Raw genomic sequence first — 19,972 nt, 5'->3', positions numbered from 1 at the left:
GACGATGGACATAACGGCAAAACTGGAGAAGGTGGCCCGGCGGCACGGGGAGCTTGAGCGGCTTCTCGCCGATCCTGACGTCACATCCGACAACAGCCGGTATGTGAAGCTCTCCCGTGAGCATGCCGAGCTTGCTCCCGTCGTGGAATCGTTCCGGGGCTATCAGAAGATCGAGGAAGAACTGAAGGGAAGCCGCGAACTGGCCGCCGGGAATGACCCCGAAATGCGGGCGATGGCGCAGGCCGAGATCCCGGACCTGGAGGCCCGGCTGGCATCGGCGGAACAGGAACTGAAGGTGCTGCTCCTGCCGAAGGATCCGAATGACGGCCGGAACGCGATTCTGGAGCTTCGCGCCGGAACCGGAGGCGATGAGGCCGGGCTGTTTGTGGCCGACCTGTTCCGGATGTACACCCGGTATGCGGAGGACCGGCGGTGGAAGGTGGAAATGCTGTCTGCCTCCGAGAACTCCGCGGGCGGCTACAAGGAAGTGATCGCCCAGGTGAGCGGGAAAGACGTTTTTTCGCGTCTCAAGTTCGAATCGGGTGTGCACCGTGTGCAGCGGGTTCCGGCCACCGAGACGCAGGGGCGCATCCACACCTCCACGGCCACCGTGGCGGTGCTGCCCGAGGCTGAGGATGTGGATGTCGTGCTGAAGGATGACGAACTCAGGATCGATGTGTTCCGTGCCGGCGGCCACGGCGGCCAGAGCGTGAACACGACCGATTCGGCAGTGCGCGTGACGCACCTGCCGACGAACACGGTCGTCATTTGCCAGGACGAAAAAAGCCAGATCAAGAACAAGGCAAAAGCGCTGAAGATCCTGCGCTCGCGGCTGCTCGCACGCGCCCAGCAGGAGCAGGACGACCGGATTGCCTCCGAGCGCAGGAGCCTCATCGGATCGGCTGCACGGAGCGAGAAGATTCGGACCTACAACTTTCCGCAGGAACGCTGCACCGATCACCGGATCGGACTTACACTGTACCAGCTCACGGCCATCATGGATGGCGATCTCGATCCGCTGATCGGTCCGCTGACATCGAACTACCAGGCGGAACTGCTGGCCCGGGATCTGGACGAACCGGCTGAAACGGCGGGGGGGCGGCCATGAACACGGGCGCGGCAAGAGACGCTGCCATGCTCCCCACGGCACGGACACTGGTGGCCGGGGCTGCCGCCCGCTTTGCCACCGCCGGGATTGTCTCGGCGCGGCTCGATGCCGAACTGCTGTTAGGGTCGGTAGTGGGCTGGACCCGGGCGCAACTGGCTGCCCGGCGGGACGAGAAAATGCTGCCGGCCGTTGCGGCCTGTTTCGAAGACCTGGTTTCGCGCCGGGAACGGCGCGAGCCGGTCGCCTACATTCTGGGACGGCGGGAGTTTTTCGGACGGGAGTTCCGGGTAACACCGGACGTGCTGATTCCCCGCCCGGAAACTGAAACAGTCGTGGAGGCCCTGCTGAGCAGGCTTTCACGGAATGCGGATGTTCTTGATATCGGCACCGGGAGCGGCGCCATAGCCGTGACGGTGGCTGCCGAGCGGCCGGATGTGCGCGTCACGGCCACCGATACCTCTCCGGCCGCGCTGGAAATTGCGGCGGCCAATGCGGCGGCCGCCGGGGTGTCTGCCCGCGTACGCTTTCTGAAGGCTGACCTATTTCCGGTTGTCGCCGGTTTCCGGTTCGACGCCATCGTTTCCAACCCGCCTTACATCGCCGAGGGGGTGGACTTGCCTCCTCAGGTGGCAAACTACGAGCCTCATCTGGCGCTGTTCGGTGGGCGGGACGGCCTTGGTATTATCCGGCGGATTTTTCTCGGAGCCAGATCGCTTCTGGTGCCGGGGGGCCTGCTGGTCATGGAAATCGGGGAGGACCAGGGAGAGCAGGTGCGCGAACTGGCCTTCCCGGCTGGATATGGCAGCGTCGAGATCCTGCCTGACCTCTCCGGCGCGGACCGGATGATCCGCTGCCTGTGGCCCGGCGGAAACCCGGAGCAGGAGGCTGCCGGTGGATAAGTTCCTCATACGCGGCGGTGCGCGTCTCAAGGGGACGGTGCGGGTGTCTGGCGCGAAAAACAGCGCGCTCCCGCTCATGGCCTGCTCCCTGCTTTCAGACGGGCAAAGTGTCCTGAAGGGCGTGCCGCAGCTTGCCGATATCCACACGATGGGGCGGCTTCTGGAAAACATGGGCGCACGTGTTACCCGGTCCGGCGGCGCCGTGACGGTTGATACGTCCGGCGTCCGGAACTTCGAGGCTCCGTACGACCTCGTGAAAACCATGCGCGCATCGGTGCTGGTGCTGGGGCCACTGGTTGCCCGGTTCGGAAAGGCGAAGGTTTCGCTTCCTGGCGGATGTGCCATTGGCGCCCGCCCGATTGACCAGCACCTGAAAGTGCTGGAGGCACTGGGGGCCACACTCCGGGTCGAGCACGGATATGTCTACGCCGAGGCGGGACGGCTCAAGGGCTGCAGGTTCACGTTCGACATCCAGACCGTGACCGGGACGGAGAATGCCCTGATGGCCGCTGCCTGCGCCGAAGGGACGACCGTGCTGGCCAACTGTGCACAGGAGCCGGAGGTAGTCGAACTGGCCGAAGTGCTGGCCTCGATGGGTGCTGGCATCGAAGGCGCCGGAACCGAGCGGATCGTTGTGACGGGAACCAAATCGCTGAAGCCGTTTGCGCGCACGGTGATGCCCGACCGGATCGAAACCGGCACGCTGCTGATTGCGGCGGCCATCACAGGCGGAGACGTGATGCTGGAAAATGCCATTGCCGCCCACTCCTCGGCGGTGGTCGCCAAGCTGGCAGCCACCGGCGTCCAGGTCGAGAACGGCGAGAGCACCATCCGTGTCCGTGCGCCGGACGGTCCCCGGTCGCTGAGGGCAGCCGATGTCGAAACGCAGCCTTACCCCGGCTTTGCGACCGACATGCAGGCGCAGTACATGGCCCTGATGACAGTGGCCAGCGGGACATCGGTGATCTCGGAGAATGTTTTTGAAAACCGGTTCATGCATGTACAGGAACTGGTTCGCATGGGCGCGGATATCCGGATCAAGGGCAACGTCGCCATTGTGCAGGGGGTGCCGCGGCTCACCAGCGCTCCGGTCATGGCGACCGATCTGAGGGCATCGGCGGGACTGGTGCTGGCGGCGCTCGTGGCCGATGGAGAATCGGTGGTAGACCGGATTTACCATCTGGACCGGGGCTATGAAGGGCTTGAGAAGAAACTGGCCACGCTGGGAGCGATGATCGAGCGGTTCGCTGGCCGCTGGCCGGGGAAAGCACCAGGAGACGCATGATTACGGTTGCTGTCGCCAAGGGAAGGGTATTCGACGAGAGCATGGAACTGCTCGCGCCGCTGGGCGTGTCTGCTGAGCAGGTCCGCCGGGACAGCCGCTCGCTCATCCACAACTTTCCGAAGGCAGGCCTGAGCCTGCTGGTGGTCCGGTCGCAGGATGTGCCCACATATGTCGAATCGGGCGCTGCCGAACTGGGTATTGTGGGCAAGGACGTGCTGCTGGAGGGCGGTTCCCGGCTTTTCGAGCTGCACGACCTCGGCATCGGCAGGTGCCGGCTGTCGCTGGCGCGCCGCAGGGGCGACGCGCCGTTTTCAGAGCTGCACCCGGACGAGCCGATCCGGGTGGCGACGAAATACGTGAACCTGACGACGGACTATCTGAACCGGCTCGGGCGCCGGGCCGAGATTGTGAAGCTGTACGGTTCGGTGGAGCTGGCCCCGCTGGTGGGGCTCGCCGACCGGATTGCCGATCTCGTCTCGACGGGCGGGACGCTCAGGGCGAACGGACTCGTCGAGGATGTCGTGATGCTGGAGTCAACCTGCCGGCTGGTGTGCAATCCGGCAGCACTCAAGCTGAAACCGCGGGAAATCCGTGACCTCACGGGCCGCATTGGGGAGCTTTCTGCCGCATGATCGGGATCTTCGACAGCGGCACGGGCTCCTACCGGGAGCGGCTGGAGCGTCTCCGGCCCAGGACCGCCGGCGCCTTGCCGGAAGTGGCCGAGGCTGTCCGCAAGATCATCGAAGATGTGTCCCGGCGCGGCGACGTCGCCCTGCGCGAGCATGCCGCCCGCCTTGACGGGGTCCCCTCCGATGCGGCCGCCGAGGTTCCCAGGGCCGATTTTGCGAAAGCACTTTCGATCGTGGATCCGGCGGTGGTGAAGGCGCTGAAGCTCGCCCGCGAGCGGATCGAGTGGTACCACGCAAAGCAGGTGAGCGGTGGTTACACCGTGCGTGACCGGTTTGGAAGCCGTCTTGAAATGCGCGTGGAGCCGGTAGACCGCGCCGGGGTGTATATCCCCGGCGGCAAGGCAGCCTACCCCTCCACGGTACTGATGAACGTGATTCCCGCCAGGGTGGCCGGTGTCGGGGAGGTGATCGCCACCTCGCCGGGCGCGTCACTGGAATCGAGTCCGGTAATTCTCGCCGCCTGTGCCATTGCCGGTGTCGACAGGCTGTTCCGTTTTGGCGGCGCGCAGGCTGTTGCGGCGCTCGCATTCGGGACCGAAACGGTCCCCGCCTGTCCCGTGGTTGTCGGCCCCGGAAACGCCTATGTCGCGGAGGCCAAGCGCCAGCTTTATGGCCGCATCGGAATCGAGTCAGTGGCAGGGCCGTCGGAAATCGTGGTCATCGCCGACAGTTCGGCCGGTCCGGCCGAGATCGCGGCGGACATGCTCTCGCAGGCCGAGCACGATGAAACAGCGGCAGCGATACTGCTGACCGATTCGCCGCAGCTCGCACGCCTCGTTCAGCACGAGATCATGCGGGCCGTCGAGGTATCGCCGCGGCGGAACATCCTCGAACAGTCGGTGCCGGACCGGGGGATGATCATCCTGACCGGTTCGCTTGCCGAGGCGGTCGAGGTTGCCAACGGGATTGCGCCTGAGCACGTGGAACTGATGGTCCGCCGGCCGGAGGGTCTCGCCCGTCACATCCGGAACGCCGGGGCGATTTTTCTCGGCCGTACGACTCCGGAAGCGATGGGAGATTACCTCGCGGGTTCCAACCACGTGCTCCCCACGGGCGGCGCTGCCCGGTTTTCCGGCCCCCTTGGCGTGGGTGTTTTCCTGAAGCGGACGAGCGTCGTTTATACGTCCGAGAAAGCGCTGAACGTGCTGGGGCCATCGATCGTGGCACTCGCCCGTGCTGAAGGACTTTTCGAGCATGCCCGGTCGGTGGAGATCCGTCTGCCACGTACCGGGCCAAAGCCGGACAGCAGGCCTCCTGCCGGTCCGGGGGGCAAGGTCGTCCAGCTTCCCGGCGGGCGCGGCAAGAAGCCGCAGCTCCGCGCTGTTGACAGCCCTGCCAGGGCAGGGAAACCGGCTGCGGGAAAACTGGCCAAGGTGCACCTGCTCAAGCCGCGCAACAAGCCGGGTGGGGGGAAACGGAAGTGAAGCTCCCGCCTCGGTTTCGTGATCTCGTCCGCCCGGAAGTGGAGGAGATGAAGGGCTATCACGTTCAGGCTGTCCAGGCGAAAATCCGTCTCGACGCGAACGAACTGCCCTATGCGCCCTCGCTCGCGTTCCGCGCCCAGCTGGCGGCGGAATTCAGGAAAATCCAGCCGAACCGGTATCCCGAATCCGATCCTGCGGCGCTGAAGAAGCTGATCCTGAAGCGGTACCGGGCGCCCAGGGACACGCAGGTGGTGCTCGGGAACGGCTCCGACGAACTGATCGGGATGCTGCTGGATGTTTTTGCCGGTCCTGCCCGCTCCCGGCCGAGGCTGCTGGTGCCCAATCCGGCATTCTCCATGTTCGGGATCATCGGCAAGAGCCGCGGTTACGAGGTGGTGTCTGTCGAGACGGACGACGAATTTGATCTTGACCTGAAGGACGTGGGCCGTGCCGTGGTCAGGACACCCGTGAACCTCGTGTTCCTGGCCATGCCGAACAATCCGACCGGCAACTGCTTCGACCCGGATGTGGTGAAATGGCTGCTGGAGGACTCTGGCGCAATCGTGGTTGTGGACGAGGCCTACGGGGATTTTGCCGATTCAAGCTGGGTGGACCGGCTCCCGCGATATCCGAATCTGGTCGTGATGAAGACGCTCTCGAAGGTCGGGTTTGCGACCGCCCGTTTCGGGATGGCGCTCTGCAGCGAGGCTGTTGCTAGCCGGCTGGAGCGGGTCCGGCTCCCTTATAATATCGGGGGATTGAACCTGAAGGTGGCCGAGGTGGCGCTCCGTAATGCGGCCGAAATGGACAGGAACGTGAACCGGGTGATCGGACAGCGGGACTGGCTGTTTGACCGGCTCCGCCGGTTCGAGACGCTGAAGGCGTACCCGAGCGAGGCGAACTTCCTGCTCGTCCGGGTGCGGGGCGGTGATGCGATCTGGCTGTGGGATACGCTGCGGCGGAAAGGTATTCTGGTCCGGAACCTGAGCCGCCCCGGACGGCTGGATGGCTGCCTGAGAATCACCGTTGGTACACCGGCGGAAAACCGGGAGCTGGTAAAGGCGCTCGAAACGCTGGTGGACTGACACCGCACTGGATGTACGAACATGGGTAAAGCGAAAAAAACCAGGAAAACCGCCGGCAGGGCATCCGTACGGACGAAGCCCGCCGGGCGCACGGGAATGGTGAAGCGGACAACCCGCGAAACCGACATACTGCTACGCCTCAATCTCGACGGGACGGGCCGCTACGAGATCGATACGCCGGTGCCGTTCCTGTCCCACATGCTGGCGCAGCTTGCCGTTCACGGCGCAATGGACCTGGAAGTCCGGGCGTCCGGCGACGTGGAGGTGGACGCCCACCACACCGTCGAGGATGTGGCCATCTGTCTCGGACAGGCGTTCAGGGAGGCGGCCGGTGACAAGGCGGGGATCCAGCGGTTCGGTTTTTTCGCCGCGCCGCTGGATGAGGCCTGCTGCGAGACGGTCATTGACCTGTCGGGCCGTCCGCATGTGGTTTTCAACGGAGATGTTCCGTCGGGAAAGATCGGGAATTTCGACGTGGAGATGGTATCGCATTTCTTCCAGTCGTTCGCCAATCACGCACTGGTGACGCTGCACCTGACGGTCCGCTATGGCGAGAACCGCCATCACATTGTCGAGGCGCTGTTCAAGTCATTCGCCCGCGCACTCCGTGTGGCGGTGAGCCCGGCTGCGTCCGGCGGCAAGCCCGCCTCCACGAAGGGCGTTCTTTGAAATTGATCTGGCCGCCGCCAGAGGAGTCCGGATCCCCCAAATGGCTAAGAAGGTTTCGGTAATTGACTACGGCCGGGGAAATCTCGGCAGTGTCGCCAAGGCTCTGGAAGTGGCCGGAGGCGAGGTCAGGGTCGTGAAGGACCGGGCCGAGGTGCTGGCCGCCGACCGGGTCGTGCTTCCGGGGCAGGGGGCTTTCGCCGACTGCATGACGACGCTCGCCTCCCGCGGCCTCTTGGAAGCAGTCCGGGAAAAAATCGAGGGTGGCACGCCGTATCTCGGCCTGTGCCTTGGCCTCCAGATCCTGTTCGAACACAGCGAGGAGCATGGCGGCAAGGAAGGGCTGGGAATCATTCCGGGCCGGGTGATCCGGTTTCCCGATCCCGGCTTCACGCAGCTCAAGGTGCCGCACATGGGGTGGAACTCGATCCGCAAGGAGCGTGAAGCCGGACTATTCAGCCGGATTCCGCAGGAAGAGTATTTCTATTTCGTTCACTCGTACTTCGCGCAGCTGACGCCGGATAACCGGAACTGGGTAGCGGCGACGACCGACTACGGGACGAATTTCATTTCTGCCGTTTCAAAGGACAATGTTCACGCCACCCAGTTTCACCCGGAAAAAAGCCAGTCGGCCGGTATCCGGCTGCTGGAAAATTTCCTTGCCCTGTGAGCGGACCGGAAACCGATAGGATACGCTGCGCCCGGCCATGATTGTCTATCCAGCCATCGACATTCGCGGAGGACAGTGCGTCCGCCTTTCTCAGGGCGATTACGCACGGGAAACGGTTTACAACCCGGATCCGGTCGCGCAGGCGAGGGAGTGGGTCCGCCGGGGAGCCGAGTGGATTCACGTCGTTGATCTGGACGGCGCCCGCGACGGGCTTCCGGTCAACCGGGATCTCGTTGCGCGGCTTGTGCAGGACTGTCATGTGCCGGTGCAACTGGGCGGTGGTATCCGTACGCCGGAATTGGCGGCGGGCTACATCGATGCTGGAGTCAGCCGCATCGTGCTGGGTTCGCTGCTGGTGCGTGAACCGGACAAGGCGTTCGAAATCATCCGGAACTTCCCCGGCAAGGTGGCCGCCGGCATTGACGCCCGGGACGGAATGGCGGCCGTGCAGGGCTGGACCGAATTGACGGGAGTTTCCGCCCTGGATCTGGCCCGGAAGGCACTGGAAGCCGGGGCGACGCATGTGATCTATACGGACATTTCCCGCGATGGCATGCTGGAGGGACCGAACCTCGAGCAAACCTCCCGGCTGGCGGCAGATACCGGACGGGTGATCGCGTCGGGCGGAGTTGCCCGGCTGGACGATATCCGGGCACTGTCGGAGATTGCCGGGGTCGAGGGAGTGATTGTCGGCCGGGCTCTCTATGAGTCGAAGTTTACCCTTGAGGATGCTATCGACGTGGCCGGTTGATGAACCCCAGGTTCGGCTGAAGGAGAAATTTCCCAGATGAAATCCACGATGGTGCTGACGGTTCTGATGGCAGTCGTTTTGGTTGTTCCGGCCTGCAACCGGCGGCGGAGTTACGAGGAGCGGCAGCGTGGAACTGATCGGCAGGCAGCCGACACCGGCCCCGGAGGATTTCAGAGGGCGGAAACCCTTTCCCAGTTCAGCTGTCCCGGCATCGACCCCCGCCGGTATTACGACATGGCTGGCAAGGGGAAGCCGCCCGAGGGCAGTTCAGGGACCACGGCCCGGCTGGCTGGGGAGCGGGCGGCCCGGATCAATGCTGCGGACAGGCTCCTGAAAAAGACGGCGGCCGAGTGCGGCCTCAGGCCCGCTGCTGCTGCCCGGCTGGTTCCCGGCGACCTTCGCATCAACGAGGCGCGTGTTCTAAGCGAAACGCCCGATGGTACTATCAATGTCACCATCACGGTTCAGGGGAAGGATATTCTGGAACTGATGGCCGGTGCCGTGGAGTAGGAACCGGCATTTCCCCTTGTTCTGGCCGTTTTCACGCACTGCGGCAGGTTTTTCAGCGCGGGCAATTGCGCCCGCGCCGTCCTGCGTTCTACCATCCGCCCCGTAAAGCAAAACGGACCGGAATAACTCAGCCGGCCACAACTGCTTGTGGAGAAGGTGGAAAGACCCCATGGCAAAACGGGTTCTGCTGGTGGACGATTCCGTCACCACCGCGAAACAGCTTGAAAGCATCATTGTCGGCCTGAACGGCTTTGAAATAGTCGGGCATGCCAAAAACGGCGCCGAGGCGGTGAAGATGTACAAGTCCCTGACCCCGGACATCGTGTGCATGGATATCGTCATGCCGCTGATGGACGGACTCCAGGCGACCCGGGCCATCCTGCAACTGGACCAGAACGCCAAGGTCGTGATGATCTCGTCACTGGGCGGCGTGGGCGACAAGGTGGTCGAAGCGCTCAAGGTGGGCGCCAAGGACGTGATTGCCAAGCCGTTCGAGCCCGAGAAGATAAAGCAGACGCTGACGTCGCTGTAAGGTTTTTTTACCGGATACCGGAAAGGGTGGAATCGCCGTGGGAGTGAAGTTTTTCGGACAGTTCCTGCTGGAGCAGAAGATCATCAGCGCTCCGCAGCTTGTCGAGGCGGTGGAGTATCAGCAGGCGCAGAACCTGAAGCTCGGCGACTACGCCGTGAAGAAGGGCTACCTCACCAGGGAGCAGTCGGCCCAGATCAACCGGCTGCAGCAGCAGAAGGATCTCAAGTTCGGCCAGGCCGCCGTTGATCTGAACCTCCTGACGGCGAAGCAGGTGGATGAGCTTCTGCTGATGCAGCAGAATGACCATATCTATCTCGGCGATGCAGTCGTTCTGAAGGGCTTTGCGGCGCGTGACGTCGTGGACAAGGCGCTCGCGGCGTTCAAGGAAGACCAGAAGGTCTACGACACGGCGGGCGGCATCCCGGTCCCGAGCGAACTCCAGGTTACCGATACCGTGCGGGTATTTGTGGACATGACGCAGAAGATGCTGCTCCGCATGGGCGGCGTCGAAACCAAGGTGATGGGGAACGAGTGGATCACCGGTTCGGTCATGCCGCCCGGAAAGGCGTCCCTGATCCGGTTCGAGGGCGGGATCAGGACGTCATACATACTCGGCCTTCCTGAAGCCGTAACTGCCACGATCGGCCTCAAGCTGCTCGGCAGCATGTTCGACCCGAATGATCCGGTGGCGCTTCAGGATTCGGTCCAGGAGTTCTGCAACATTGTCACAGGCAACGTGGTGGCCCGCCTCGCCCAGATGGGCGTGCGCTCCGAAATACTGCCGCCAGATGTGATATCCGGACCGATTTCGCTGGGCACGGGACGCGCCCTCAAATACAACCTGGCGACGCCGGACGGCCACCAGGTCCTGCTCGCACTGGTGCTTTAGCTGCGGGGCCCTAGTTTTCCCTGGTCACTGTGAACCAGAAGATGTTCCGGGCGGCGCTGCCGAGCCGGTACATCCCTCTCCCGAGAAACTGGCCGGGCCTCGTTTCGCGCACTTCATCCACCAGCGGGCGCATGATAGGCGGGTTCTTGCGCGTGTCATAGATGATCTTCGTGACTTCGGTCCCGTCGGCAGACATTCCCTTTTCCACACGGAAATGGCCAGCCTTGATCAGTTTCCCCAGAAAGGCGTTGTATCCCCGGATGCCGTCAGGGGTCCGTTCGAACACCTTCGTATGGCCGAGAAAGCGGATTGGCCGCGGCAGGAAGCGGGCGACCAGATGAACGGCATAATCGCCCGTCAGTGCATCCGGCTCCTGCGGCACGGCGGTTTCAAACTGCTGCTGTAAGTTCATCATGACCATCAACCCTCATGGCGAGCCTGCGGGACAGTTCCCGCTCCTGCCATCCAAGGATAGGTGGTTATGTGTGAACGGGAAAGGGACAGTCAGGGCGAATCCGGGCGAACAGATGAGGGCCGTTCATCGGGAATGTCGGAGAGCCGGACAGGGTCCAGGCCGGCAGGGCCGGGCTCATCCTCGATGACGGCCGGGTATTCTCTGGCCGGATCGGCTGCCGCAGCCGGCGGCCCGGATGGCTGCCATACCGGTTCGCTGGCCAGCTGCAAATAGTCCGGAACTCCAGCATTGACAGGTAGGTCGAGTTCCCGGCTGGCATCGCTCCGGTTCGGAGTGAAGATGCTGGTTGCCATGCGGAGAGAAACATTGGCGGAAGCAGGACGCGCCTGTGGTGCCGGCGACAGCATCTGCTCAATGGCGAGGGCATACAGCCGCTCGCCATCGGGACCGTACAATAGCCGGTAGTTCGACCAGCTCTTGAAGATCTTTTTCACGTAGTTCCGGGTTTCCCGGAACGGTATCTCCTCGGTGAATTCGTCGGCTTCCAGGTTGCCGAACCGCTCATGCCAGCGCCGGAGATTGTGCGGGCCTCCGTTGTAGCTGGCGACGGCATATACGACATTCCCGTCGAATTCGCGGATGAGCTGGCGCAGATAGGTGCTTCCGAGCAGGATGTTCTGATCCGGAGTCCTGAGTCCGTTCAGGTCAACCTTGCCCAGTTTCAGGGACTTCGCCACCTGGTTCGCTGTCTCGGGAATGAGCTGCATCAGGCCGTGGGCGTTGGCAGGAGAAGCGGCCATCGGATCATAAGCCGACTCCTCCCGGATGATGGCCAGTATGAACCGCGCATCCAAGGCGTTCTTCTGGGCCATCGCGTTGACTGGCTCCAGGTAAGCCCGCGGGTAGAGGGCGCGCCAGCTCCGGACATTGGCGATCTCGGGCACCGAGGGCTTGCCGAGGGAGTTCCATCCCCAGGTGCGAAGGCGCCGGTAGTCCCCGGCTTCTTCGAGCAGCGGCAGGAGGCGGCTCACCTGCTCGCCCGGAGGATTACCCTGGGCGACGAAGTCCAGCTCGTCTCCGGCTTCGCTGGTAAGTCCCAGGACGAGCAGTTCCATCGCCGTCAGGACCGATTCACGCCGGAGGCCGCTGAATGCCAGCGCAAGCTGCGCCAGTTCCGGCTCCTGACGGAGCGGAGCCGGAGCAAGCGGCAGCGGCTGTCCGTCTTCGGGAAGCATCTGCGCGAAGATGCGGTCTGCCGGGAGACGGTCCAGTCGTCCCCGGGCCAGCGCGCCATAGTAGTGCCAGTTCTGTCCGTTCCACAGGCGGGAATAGATTGCGTCCGCCTCGTCCGTGCGGCCGGTCTTTTCGAGTGCGCGTGCCTGCCAGTAAAAGGCGCGTTCGTACTCTTCGCCGCTGGTGCGGCCCTCGTTTGTCTTTTCGAACCAGGCGATCGCGGAGGGGTAGTCACCGGCCAGATAGTCCAGCCACCCGAGCTGGAACCGGGCTGCATGGGCCCAGTCCGATTTGGGAAACCGGGCGTTGATCTGCTCGTATAGGGACTTCGCCTCCGCAATCCGCGGGGCGACATGGTGGAAACGGGCTGCGTGATACAGGGCCTCGCCAGCCACGGCAGGGTCGGTGAAATCCCGTGCGATGCCGAGGAACATTTCGATCCCCTGCATTTCACTGGTCCTCACCGTTGCGTGTGCCATACGCAGGCGTACCGGCGCCGTGTTCTGTCCCGGTATGGCGAGGGCCTGCCGGTAGGCATTCCGGGCTTCGGGAAAACGCCGGTCCCGTTCCAGCGCACGGCCAAGTGCCAGCAGTCCGTCGAACCAGCTTCGCTCGCCGCGCTCCCTGAGCGCAGGCAGTACGGCTTCCAGTTCCTGGACGGCCTGCCGGGAGCGGTTGTTGTCGGCAAGCTGGCGGGCCCGAGCAAGTGTCCGGGAAGGATTTGCTGAAAACGGCGGCTCGCCCAGCTCGTTCCGGATACTGACGATCCGGCCGGATGACTGGTCAGCCTCGGGCGTCAGGGGGAAGTCATAGTAAAGCGTCTCGTAACGGGAAAGGGCTTCGAGTCCGCGGCCTAGGGCCGCGAGTGAATCAGCCTGATTCAGCAGAACCTGCGGGCGGTTTGCCAGGTACAGCTCACCCTGCAGGTTGGGATTCCGCTGCATGATCTCATAGAGCTGGATGGCGTCCTCGAAGCGGCCCTTGCGGAAATAGACGTTGGCAAGATTGAATCTGGCCTCGATCGCCCGCCGGCTGCCGGGGAAGCTGTCGATCAGCCGTTCGTAGAGTTCGGCCGCATGCTCATGATCTTCGGCCAGAGAATGGCTCTGGGCCCGGAAATACAGGGCGATCGGCTGAAGAGTCGTGTTGGTATCCCGGATACGTTCAAACCAGCGCCGGGCTTCCGGGTAGTTCCGCTGTGAAAGCGCAATCCAGCCACGCATGAAATGGATCCGGTCGCGTGTCGTGGGATCGTCAAAACGGGAAGAGTTGGCATCGAGAAGCTGCTCGGCAAGACCATATTTGCCGGCGATAACGGCGTGCCGGATCTGCTCGAACGCCTCGGAAGCCGTGGAAGGCGTTTCGTGCGTGGAAGATTCGCGGGATCCCCAGGTACAGGCAGCCCCGGCGCCACTAAACGCCAGTGCCAGGATCCAAACGGCGAAACCGTTCCGGTTCATTCGTCTCTTCATTCCAAGGCAGCAACGATCAGCCCGGCTCTCTCACCCGGTGTCCATTCTGACCGGTCTGGCGTCCGGGAACCAATGCGGTGTTTCAAGGATGCCGCTCCGGAGATTTCACCGCTGTAAATATTGCGGGAGGGTCCCGCCATGGTGGCCGGACGCTCGTCTTTGTCCGGTAGACGGGCTACTCAATCCGCATAATGAAGAACCCTTCACGGCGAGATTTGCCCCGTCGCGGTTTTCGCAGGGATGAGCGTCCTGCGAGCGCGTCTGATACCGGGGTTGGCGACGCACGCATTGTCTGTGGCCGCCGGGCTGTCGAGGAGGCGCTTCGCGCCGCTTCACCGGTCCGGCACCTGTATGTGCTTGCCGGATCCCAGGGTGGAGAATACCGCCAGCTCGTGGATCAGGCCCGCGAGCGCCGGGTAAAGACTTCATTCGTGGATCGTGACGGCCTGGACCGGCTTTCGGCGGGCCAGAGGCATCAGGGTGCAGTGGCCGTTCTGGATCCGTTCGCCTATGCCGATCCCGAGCAACTCATCCAGGAGGTTGCCCGGAACAGGGGTCTTCTGGTTGTCCTCGATTCGGTGCAGGATCCCCAGAATCTGGGCGCCGTGATCCGCTCGGCCGAGGCGTTTGGTGCCGGGGGCCTGCTGATACCCAAGGACCGGCAGGCACCGGTGACACCTGCTGCCGAGCGGGCGGCTGCCGGCGCCACCGCCCATCTTCCGGTGGCGCGGATTGGCAACCTCGCCCGGATGCTCACCCACCTGAAGGAGATGGGCTACTGGATCGTCGGGGCTGACGCGAACGAGGGGATTGATCCCGAACGGCTTGATCTGGACCGGCCGCTGGCGCTGGTGCTGGGTTCGGAGGAAAAGGGAATCCGCCCGCTGAACCTGAAGCAGTGTGATGCCCGTGTCCGTATTCCGCTGACCGGCAAGGTGGCCTCCCTGAATGTCAGCGTTGCGGCCGGCGTGCTGCTCTATGCACTTGCCGTGGAGAAGGGAAACCGCTGATTCCCTGTGGACTGGATTCGCGCAAGAGCTGCCCTGATCCGGGACATTCTGGTCATCCTGCTGTCCCATCTGCTCCACTGCCTGGACCTGTACAAACCGTACCGGATACTTTTTTCACGGGATAATTTTCACAACTATCTCCCGATCCGGGCGATCCTCCATCACCGGCTCCAGGCCGGTGAGCTGCCGCTGTGGAATCCGTACCTCTACATGGGGATTCCCTATCTGGCGGATCCGGTGAGCGGCGTGCTCTATCCGCCCCACTGGCTGCTTGCGCTGGACTATGACTACCGTATGATGACGACGCTGATTGTCGCCGCCCACTATCTGCTCGCCCAGATACTGATGTACGGATTCCTGCGGTCGCTGAAGTTGCCGGGGCTGGCCGCCGTGGGCGGAGCGATTGTCTACGTGACGTGCGGATATGTCTCCATGGAGACCACCGCTCACCAGATGCTGTATGCCCATGCGTGGCTGCCGGGGTTTGCCTGGGCGCTGAACACGCATCTCGGTGGCGGCCGGTTCGGACTGCCGCTGGCGGTGGCGGCATGCTCTCTCATGCTCTACGGCGGCGATCCGCAGACGCTGGTTCTCGCATTGGCGGCGTCGGGTCCAGTGGTGCTCTGGAGATGGCGGGGCAAGCCGTTGCGGGCCGCGGGCACACTGGCGGCCCTCGCCCTGTTCCCGTTCGTTCTGTACCTGCCGGTCCTTCTGCCGATGCTCGATTTTGCCGCTGAATCCGCACGGTCAAGAATGCAGGGCCTGCCGCAGGCGATCGCCTGGAGTTTTCATCCCCTGAGGCTTCTGGAACTTTTTGCTCCCAACCTGTTTGGCCGCTCCATCGGTGACCTGACCTTCTGGGCCGAACGCCCGGACGGGCCCTTTGCGGGCGGGTTCTATACCGACTCCGCCTACATGGGCTTCGCAACGATTCCGTTTGTGATGGGGGCCCTGATTACAGGGACACGCCGCCGGGATCTGTGGTTCTGGACCGGCCTGGCGGCAGCCGGGTTTCTGGTGGCCATGGGACAGCATTTGCCCTTTTACCGGTGGCTGTATGATTACCTGCCAGGGTGGCGGTTGTTCCGGTACCCGGAGCGCCTGCTGATCGTTCCATCATTTGCACTGGCTGCCGCGTGGGCAATTGCCACTGAAGGGCTTGCGGCAGGCCGCCGCGGCGGGACGATCATCTGCCTGCTGGCGGGAGCGATGATCCCCGCAGGATTATGGCTCACGTCACTGGGAGACTGGCTGGTTGCGCTGGGGGACCAGAAACACTTTTTTCCCGGACGTTTCCACGTTTCCAGTACTTCGCAGGGTGCTCTGGCCGTGTGCCTGCTGACAGCACTGGTGTTGTGGCTGCGGCCGGTCCTGGGGGGCGAGCGGCTGATGGGCCTTCTGGTGGCGCTTGTCCTGGCCGATACGGTGTCAGCCAGCCGGGGCCCCATGATGACGATGGACGCACGGCTGCTGAGGGACGCTCCTCCGGTGGTCCACCTGTTCGGACTGGGTCCTCACCGGCAGGGACCGGTCGCGCATGTGACGGACCGGGCATCTGTCGATACCTATGTGATGGCCGGAAGTGCCCCTGAAGGCGGATACCGGCGCGAGCTTCGCAAGGAGTTTCTCGTCCGGATGTATCTTGCGTGGGAGACGATGGAGAGCGCCATTGCGGGGGCGCTGGGTTATGTTACTCCCGATGGGCCGTCGGAAAACTCATACCACCTGGGACTTTACCGGCTGAAGCAGGCCCTTCCGGAATTCGACCTGTACCGCCTGCTTGGCGTGGGTTTCATGACGTCGCGTGCGCTGGGGCGAATGAGTGAAACAGGGTGGACTCCCCTGGGCAAGGCAACATTGAGTGGCCTGCAGGTTTATCGCGCTCCGTGGCCGGCGCAGCCGGTGATCTGCCCCGCAAGGTCGGAAACCGTTGCGGATTTCGGGTCGCTGGTCGAGCGGGCCCGGTCGGCGGATTTCTCGCCGGAAACGGTCGCCCTGTTTGTGGGTGGGGAAACGGGCACGTCCGGTAATCAGTTTGAAGGTGGCCCGCCAGCCGCCGCGCAGAACTGCCGGGTGACGGACTGGCGGCACGAGCGTGTCGTGATCGAGAAGGACGATCCCGCTCCGCGGTGGGTGGTCTACCGGCGGGCACATTCGAAGGGGTGGAAAGCCTATCTGGGTGGCAAGCCGGTGCCGGTGCGGCTGGCCTGGGGGCTTTTCCCGGCTGTCCAGGTTCCGGAAGGAAGGCACGAAATCGTGTTTTCCTATGAGCCAGACGCGGTTGCACTTGGATTCTGGATGGGCGCCATAGCTTGGTGCCTGTGGGTTTCGTGGCTGTTCGGACTTGCGATTCACCGGAGGGTTGAGATCGCTTATCGGCTAACTGGTTAAACCACTTGACCAGTTGGCTGTATTCTCTTAGGGTTTCACCGACTGACGGGGGTGCCCGGTGGGCGTGAAAGCGGCTGAAGAGACAGCGCAGACGAGCCAGAGGGCCGAAAGCGTGGCCGGGCGGCTGGTTCCGGCCGGTTATCAGTGCCGCCATCTGGGCAGAGGCAGCCAGACGATCGTGCGTGCCCTGGTTCGCGCCCTGATGCCCAAGAAAATCCGTTTCCAGTTCGATGCAGAGACGGAACTGGCCGGCTTTGTAGATCAGTTCATCGCCTTTCTCCCCCGCCATGTGGCGCTGGTTTTTCCAGTGGGCTTGCGCCTGATCAGCTGGTCGGGATTCCTTACCTGCGTCCGGCCTCTGACGCTCATGTCCCCGGAAGCGGGCGAGCGGCACCTGAAGTCTCTGGGCGAGAGCCCGGTTTTCCTGATCCGCGAGGCGGTAAAGGGGCTCCGGTCGCTGATCCTGCTCGGGTTCTACTCGCACCCTGAGATCACCCGCCATCTCGACTATTTTCCGCAGGACTGGGTGGACCAGAAAGTGGCCGAGCGGGTGAGCCGGTGGGGGCTGCGGGTTCCCGATCTGAGGGAGATTGCGGCGCTTCCGGGCGGTCCCGAAGGCGTGACGATCCGGGGGCAGTATGACGAGCATCTGAAAGCCGACAGCACGCTTGTCGATTTCCGGGCGGCATGGACACGGGCTTCGGAGATCGAGATAGCCGCCGCCCGCCGTGCGGCTGAACGGGCCGCGGCGAATCTGGCCGCGCAGGAAGCTGCGGCACAGATGGGAACGGGGAACTAGTCATGCCCGGACGGCTGCTCGAATCCCGGCACGTGCACGGACCGCTCGAAATCGAGGCGGATGTCGCCATCTGCGGTTCCGGTGCTGGCGGTGCCGTCATGGCCGCCGAACTGGCCGAGGGCGGGCTCAAGGTAGTAGTGCTGGAAGAGGGCAGCTACCACCCAACGGCCGAGATCAGTGCCAATGCACCGGAAATGGTGCGCAAGTTCTACCGCGATGCAGGCACGTCGGTCATCGTCGGCAAGCCCAACGTCATCTTTGCCGAAGGCCGGTGCGTGGGCGGGTCCACCGTAATCAATGGGGGCATGTGCTGGCGGACTCCGGAACGTGTTCTCCGCCGCTGGCATCTGGAATTGGGCCTCCGGGGTTTCAGTGCGGCGGATACGGCAGGATATTTCGAGCGGGTCGAAAAGAGCATCAACGTGGCCCGGCAGGATCCGGACACCATCAGCGCGCACGATATGGCGCTGAAGAAGGGTGCGGACCGCCTCGGCTACCGGACCCAGTGGAATACGCGGAACCAGCTTCACTGTACCGGCACCAACAACTGCGCCTTCGGCTGCCCATCGGGCGGCAAGCAGGCGATGACGGTGAGCTATCTCCCGAGGGCCATGAGCCGGGGTGCGACCATTCTCGCCGACACGAAGGTAAGCAGCATCTGGATCGAAAAGGGAACGGCGGTGGGGTTCCGGGCCGTTGCCATTGATCCAGTCACGGGCCGCCCGCGCTTTCCGGTCAATGTCCGGGCCCGGACGACGGTGCTGGCGGCCGGAGCAACGCAGACACCGGTCATCCTCCAGCGGCAGGGCATCTGCAACTCGTCCGGGCAGGTCGGCCTCAACTTTACCTGTCATCCGAATGCCAAGGTCGTGGCTGTCATGGACCGCGATATCTATGGATGGAAGGGTGTTCATCAGGCGGTGCAGGTCCATGAGTTTCTGGACGAGGGGCTGATCTTCGCCGCGGTCTTTGTTCCCCCCGCGCTTCTCGCCATGAGCATGCCGTTCGTGGGGGATGCCATGCTGGAGTTCCTTGAGAACATCAACCGCATGGTGATTTCCGGCGTGCTGGTGGAAGACACCACCACAGGGCGTGTCAGGCCAGGACCGATGGGATCAGCGCTCATGACCTACCAGATTGATCCTGCCGGGTTCGGCCGCGTTCTGAGAGGAATGGCCCTTTGCTCGGAGATGCTGTTCGCCTCAGGGGCGAGGCGGGTATACCTGCCCATCCACGGCCTGCCCTGGATTGACAGCGCCGACGACATCAACCGCATCTACCAGACCGGCATCAGGCCCGAGGATGTGGAACTGCTTACCGTTCATGCGATGAGCACCTGCCGGATGGCAGCCGACCCGCGGTGGGGCGTTGTCGGTCCCACGGGCGAGACCTGGGACGTGAAAAACCTGTTCATTGCCGATGGTTCCATAGTGCCAACCCCGGTGGGCCTGAACCCCCAGGAAACGATCATGATGCTGGTCACGCGCCAGGCCGATTTCATCCTGACCGAGTGGGGCAAGCTCCGGAGGGCGGCATGATCTTCGAGTTCGATCACGAATTTCCGCTGCCGCGCGAGGAGCAGGAATACGGCTTCGCCTGTGAGGAGCATGAGCGGGCGATCGACCGGGCCCACGGGCATGGCGGACGCCAGATTGTGTCATGGACCGACAATGGCCATGCGTTTCACCGCGTGTTCCTGTACCGGTCAGAAGTCGCTATTCCATCGTGGCTCGCCAGGCTGATTGGCCGCGAGGTGGGCCGCTCGACGCAGACCATGTGGTATGACCGGAGTGCCCATGCGGGCGGCTATGACATCGTTACCGATCCGCTGGGGGACCGTTTTGTCTATCGAAGCCGGTTTGAGATCGTTCCGCGCGGTCCCCATTCCAGCGCCCGGGTGTCGCGGCTGGAACTGGATGTGAAGCTCCCGCTTCCCGGTATCAGGGGGATGGTGGAGCGGCGCATTGCCGGCGAGATCCAGTCGCGTGCTCCCCTGGAACTGGAAGCCACGCGCCGGTTCTATGCGGAAACCTGGCCGCGCATCAGAACCGAGGTCATGTCCCGCTGGCCACAGCAGGTGATCCTGGCAAATTCGGGTTCGGTGGAACCGCTCGATCTGCCGGTGGCGAGGGCGGGGTGATCCC

19 protein-coding genes are annotated in these 19,972 nt (G+C 63.4%); 17 read left to right on the top strand and 2 right to left on the bottom strand.

Translation table 11 applies throughout. The annotated features are described in order from the left end of the window. Positions 1-10: 10 nt before the first annotated feature. The 12 genes from prfA (at position 11) to KIT79_03185 (ending at position 10,508) form a co-directional block, all read left to right on the top strand. Positions 11-1,108 carry a peptide chain release factor 1 gene (prfA, locus tag KIT79_03240; GenBank protein ID MCW5828310.1) on the top strand — a complete coding sequence of 366 codons (1,098 nt, stop codon included), beginning with the start codon at positions 11-13 and terminating at the stop codon, positions 1,106-1,108. Beyond that, positions 1,105-2,007 carry a peptide chain release factor N(5)-glutamine methyltransferase gene (gene prmC, locus KIT79_03235; protein ID MCW5828309.1) on the top strand — a complete coding sequence of 301 codons (903 nt, stop codon included), beginning with the start codon at positions 1,105-1,107 and terminating at the stop codon, positions 2,005-2,007. Before prfA ends, prmC begins: the two co-directional genes overlap by 4 nt. Further along, positions 2,000-3,292: a UDP-N-acetylglucosamine 1-carboxyvinyltransferase gene (gene murA, locus KIT79_03230; protein ID MCW5828308.1), complete on the top strand. Its 1,293-nt coding sequence runs from the start codon at positions 2,000-2,002 to the stop codon at positions 3,290-3,292. The genes prmC and murA overlap by 8 nt, the downstream gene beginning before the upstream one ends. Continuing rightward, on the top strand, positions 3,289-3,924 hold the full coding sequence (locus tag KIT79_03225; protein ID MCW5828307.1) for an ATP phosphoribosyltransferase: 636 nt from the start codon (positions 3,289-3,291) through the stop codon (positions 3,922-3,924). The genes murA and KIT79_03225 overlap by 4 nt, the downstream gene beginning before the upstream one ends. After that, positions 3,921-5,405 (top strand): histidinol dehydrogenase, encoded by a 1,485-nt coding sequence (gene hisD / locus KIT79_03220; GenBank protein MCW5828306.1) that lies wholly within the window; start codon positions 3,921-3,923, stop codon positions 5,403-5,405. The genes KIT79_03225 and hisD overlap by 4 nt, the downstream gene beginning before the upstream one ends. After that, positions 5,402-6,490: a histidinol-phosphate transaminase gene (hisC, locus tag KIT79_03215; protein MCW5828305.1), complete on the top strand. Its 1,089-nt coding sequence runs from the start codon at positions 5,402-5,404 to the stop codon at positions 6,488-6,490. Before hisD ends, hisC begins: the two co-directional genes overlap by 4 nt. A gap of 21 nt (positions 6,491-6,511) precedes the next feature. Further along, positions 6,512-7,159 (top strand): imidazoleglycerol-phosphate dehydratase HisB, encoded by a 648-nt coding sequence (gene hisB / locus KIT79_03210; protein ID MCW5828304.1) that lies wholly within the window; start codon positions 6,512-6,514, stop codon positions 7,157-7,159. A gap of 40 nt (positions 7,160-7,199) precedes the next feature. Beyond that, positions 7,200-7,826: an imidazole glycerol phosphate synthase subunit HisH gene (hisH, locus tag KIT79_03205; protein MCW5828303.1), complete on the top strand. Its 627-nt coding sequence runs from the start codon at positions 7,200-7,202 to the stop codon at positions 7,824-7,826. Between the two features lie 37 nt (positions 7,827-7,863). Then, entirely contained in the window at positions 7,864-8,577 is a 714-nt protein-coding gene (gene hisA / locus KIT79_03200; protein MCW5828302.1) for a 1-(5-phosphoribosyl)-5-[(5-phosphoribosylamino)methylideneamino]imidazole-4-carboxamide isomerase, read from the top strand. A 36-nt stretch (positions 8,578-8,613) separates the two neighbouring features. Beyond that, on the top strand, positions 8,614-9,087 hold the full coding sequence (locus KIT79_03195; GenBank protein MCW5828301.1) for a hypothetical protein: 474 nt from the start codon (positions 8,614-8,616) through the stop codon (positions 9,085-9,087). 169 nt (positions 9,088-9,256) lie between these two features. Beyond that, positions 9,257-9,619: a response regulator gene (locus KIT79_03190; protein ID MCW5828300.1), complete on the top strand. Its 363-nt coding sequence runs from the start codon at positions 9,257-9,259 to the stop codon at positions 9,617-9,619. A gap of 37 nt (positions 9,620-9,656) precedes the next feature. Further along, entirely contained in the window at positions 9,657-10,508 is an 852-nt protein-coding gene (locus KIT79_03185) for a chemotaxis protein CheX (GenBank protein ID MCW5828299.1), read from the top strand. A gap of 10 nt (positions 10,509-10,518) precedes the next feature. On the opposite strand, the gene KIT79_03180 is transcribed toward KIT79_03185, so the two are convergent. Next, complete coding sequence (locus KIT79_03180) at positions 10,519-10,923, bottom strand: hypothetical protein (GenBank protein ID MCW5828298.1); 405 nt, start codon at positions 10,921-10,923, stop codon at positions 10,519-10,521. A gap of 89 nt (positions 10,924-11,012) precedes the next feature. Beyond that, positions 11,013-13,616 (bottom strand): transglycosylase SLT domain-containing protein, encoded by a 2,604-nt coding sequence (locus KIT79_03175; GenBank protein ID MCW5828297.1) that lies wholly within the window; start codon positions 13,614-13,616, stop codon positions 11,013-11,015. A 203-nt stretch (positions 13,617-13,819) separates the two neighbouring features. Between KIT79_03175 and rlmB the strand changes: the two genes are divergently transcribed. From rlmB to KIT79_03150, 5 genes are all read left to right on the top strand, one after another. Then, positions 13,820-14,638 (top strand): 23S rRNA (guanosine(2251)-2'-O)-methyltransferase RlmB, encoded by an 819-nt coding sequence (gene rlmB, locus KIT79_03170; GenBank protein MCW5828296.1) that lies wholly within the window; start codon positions 13,820-13,822, stop codon positions 14,636-14,638. A 6-nt stretch (positions 14,639-14,644) separates the two neighbouring features. Next, on the top strand, positions 14,645-17,029 hold the full coding sequence (locus KIT79_03165; GenBank protein ID MCW5828295.1) for a YfhO family protein: 2,385 nt from the start codon (positions 14,645-14,647) through the stop codon (positions 17,027-17,029). 64 nt (positions 17,030-17,093) lie between these two features. After that, positions 17,094-17,828, top strand: a complete 735-nt coding sequence (locus tag KIT79_03160; protein MCW5828294.1) for a hypothetical protein — start codon at positions 17,094-17,096, stop codon at positions 17,826-17,828. A gap of 2 nt (positions 17,829-17,830) precedes the next feature. Further along, entirely contained in the window at positions 17,831-19,366 is a 1,536-nt protein-coding gene (locus KIT79_03155) for a GMC family oxidoreductase (protein ID MCW5828293.1), read from the top strand. Beyond that, positions 19,363-19,968, top strand: coding sequence for a hypothetical protein (locus KIT79_03150; GenBank protein MCW5828292.1), 606 nt, complete (start codon positions 19,363-19,365; stop codon positions 19,966-19,968). The genes KIT79_03155 and KIT79_03150 overlap by 4 nt, the downstream gene beginning before the upstream one ends. Positions 19,969-19,972 lie beyond the last annotated feature (4 nt).

It is taken from the genome of Deltaproteobacteria bacterium, from assembly GCA_026129095.1.
In the GTDB taxonomy this organism is placed as follows: domain Bacteria; phylum JAGRBM01; class JAGRBM01; order JAGRBM01; family JAHCIT01; genus JAHCIT01.
Note: the sequence above shows the minus strand (reverse complement) of the source record. Positions and strands in the feature narration are given on the sequence as shown.

What these genes read in the sequence shown, in the direction of transcription:
- KIT79_03155 (MCW5828293.1), top strand. Translation starts at nt 17,831, where the DNA reads ATGCCCGGACGGCTGCTCGAATCCCGGCACGTGCACGGACCGCTCGAA.
- hisA (MCW5828302.1), top strand. Translation starts at nt 7,864, where the DNA reads ATGATTGTCTATCCAGCCATCGACATTCGCGGAGGACAGTGCGTCCGC.
- hisD (MCW5828306.1), top strand. Translation starts at nt 3,921, where the DNA reads ATGATCGGGATCTTCGACAGCGGCACGGGCTCCTACCGGGAGCGGCTG.
- KIT79_03150 (MCW5828292.1), top strand. Translation starts at nt 19,363, where the DNA reads ATGATCTTCGAGTTCGATCACGAATTTCCGCTGCCGCGCGAGGAGCAG.
- hisB (MCW5828304.1), top strand. Translation starts at nt 6,512, where the DNA reads ATGGGTAAAGCGAAAAAAACCAGGAAAACCGCCGGCAGGGCATCCGTA.
- KIT79_03180 (MCW5828298.1), bottom strand. Translation starts at nt 10,923, where the DNA reads ATGATGAACTTACAGCAGCAGTTTGAAACCGCCGTGCCGCAGGAGCCG.
- hisH (MCW5828303.1), top strand. Translation starts at nt 7,200, where the DNA reads ATGGCTAAGAAGGTTTCGGTAATTGACTACGGCCGGGGAAATCTCGGC.
- KIT79_03225 (MCW5828307.1), top strand. Translation starts at nt 3,289, where the DNA reads ATGATTACGGTTGCTGTCGCCAAGGGAAGGGTATTCGACGAGAGCATG.
- prmC (MCW5828309.1), top strand. Translation starts at nt 1,105, where the DNA reads ATGAACACGGGCGCGGCAAGAGACGCTGCCATGCTCCCCACGGCACGG.
- rlmB (MCW5828296.1), top strand. Translation starts at nt 13,820, where the DNA reads ATGAAGAACCCTTCACGGCGAGATTTGCCCCGTCGCGGTTTTCGCAGG.
- KIT79_03190 (MCW5828300.1), top strand. Translation starts at nt 9,257, where the DNA reads ATGGCAAAACGGGTTCTGCTGGTGGACGATTCCGTCACCACCGCGAAA.
- KIT79_03175 (MCW5828297.1), bottom strand. Translation starts at nt 13,616, where the DNA reads ATGAACCGGAACGGTTTCGCCGTTTGGATCCTGGCACTGGCGTTTAGT.
- KIT79_03195 (MCW5828301.1), top strand. Translation starts at nt 8,614, where the DNA reads ATGAAATCCACGATGGTGCTGACGGTTCTGATGGCAGTCGTTTTGGTT.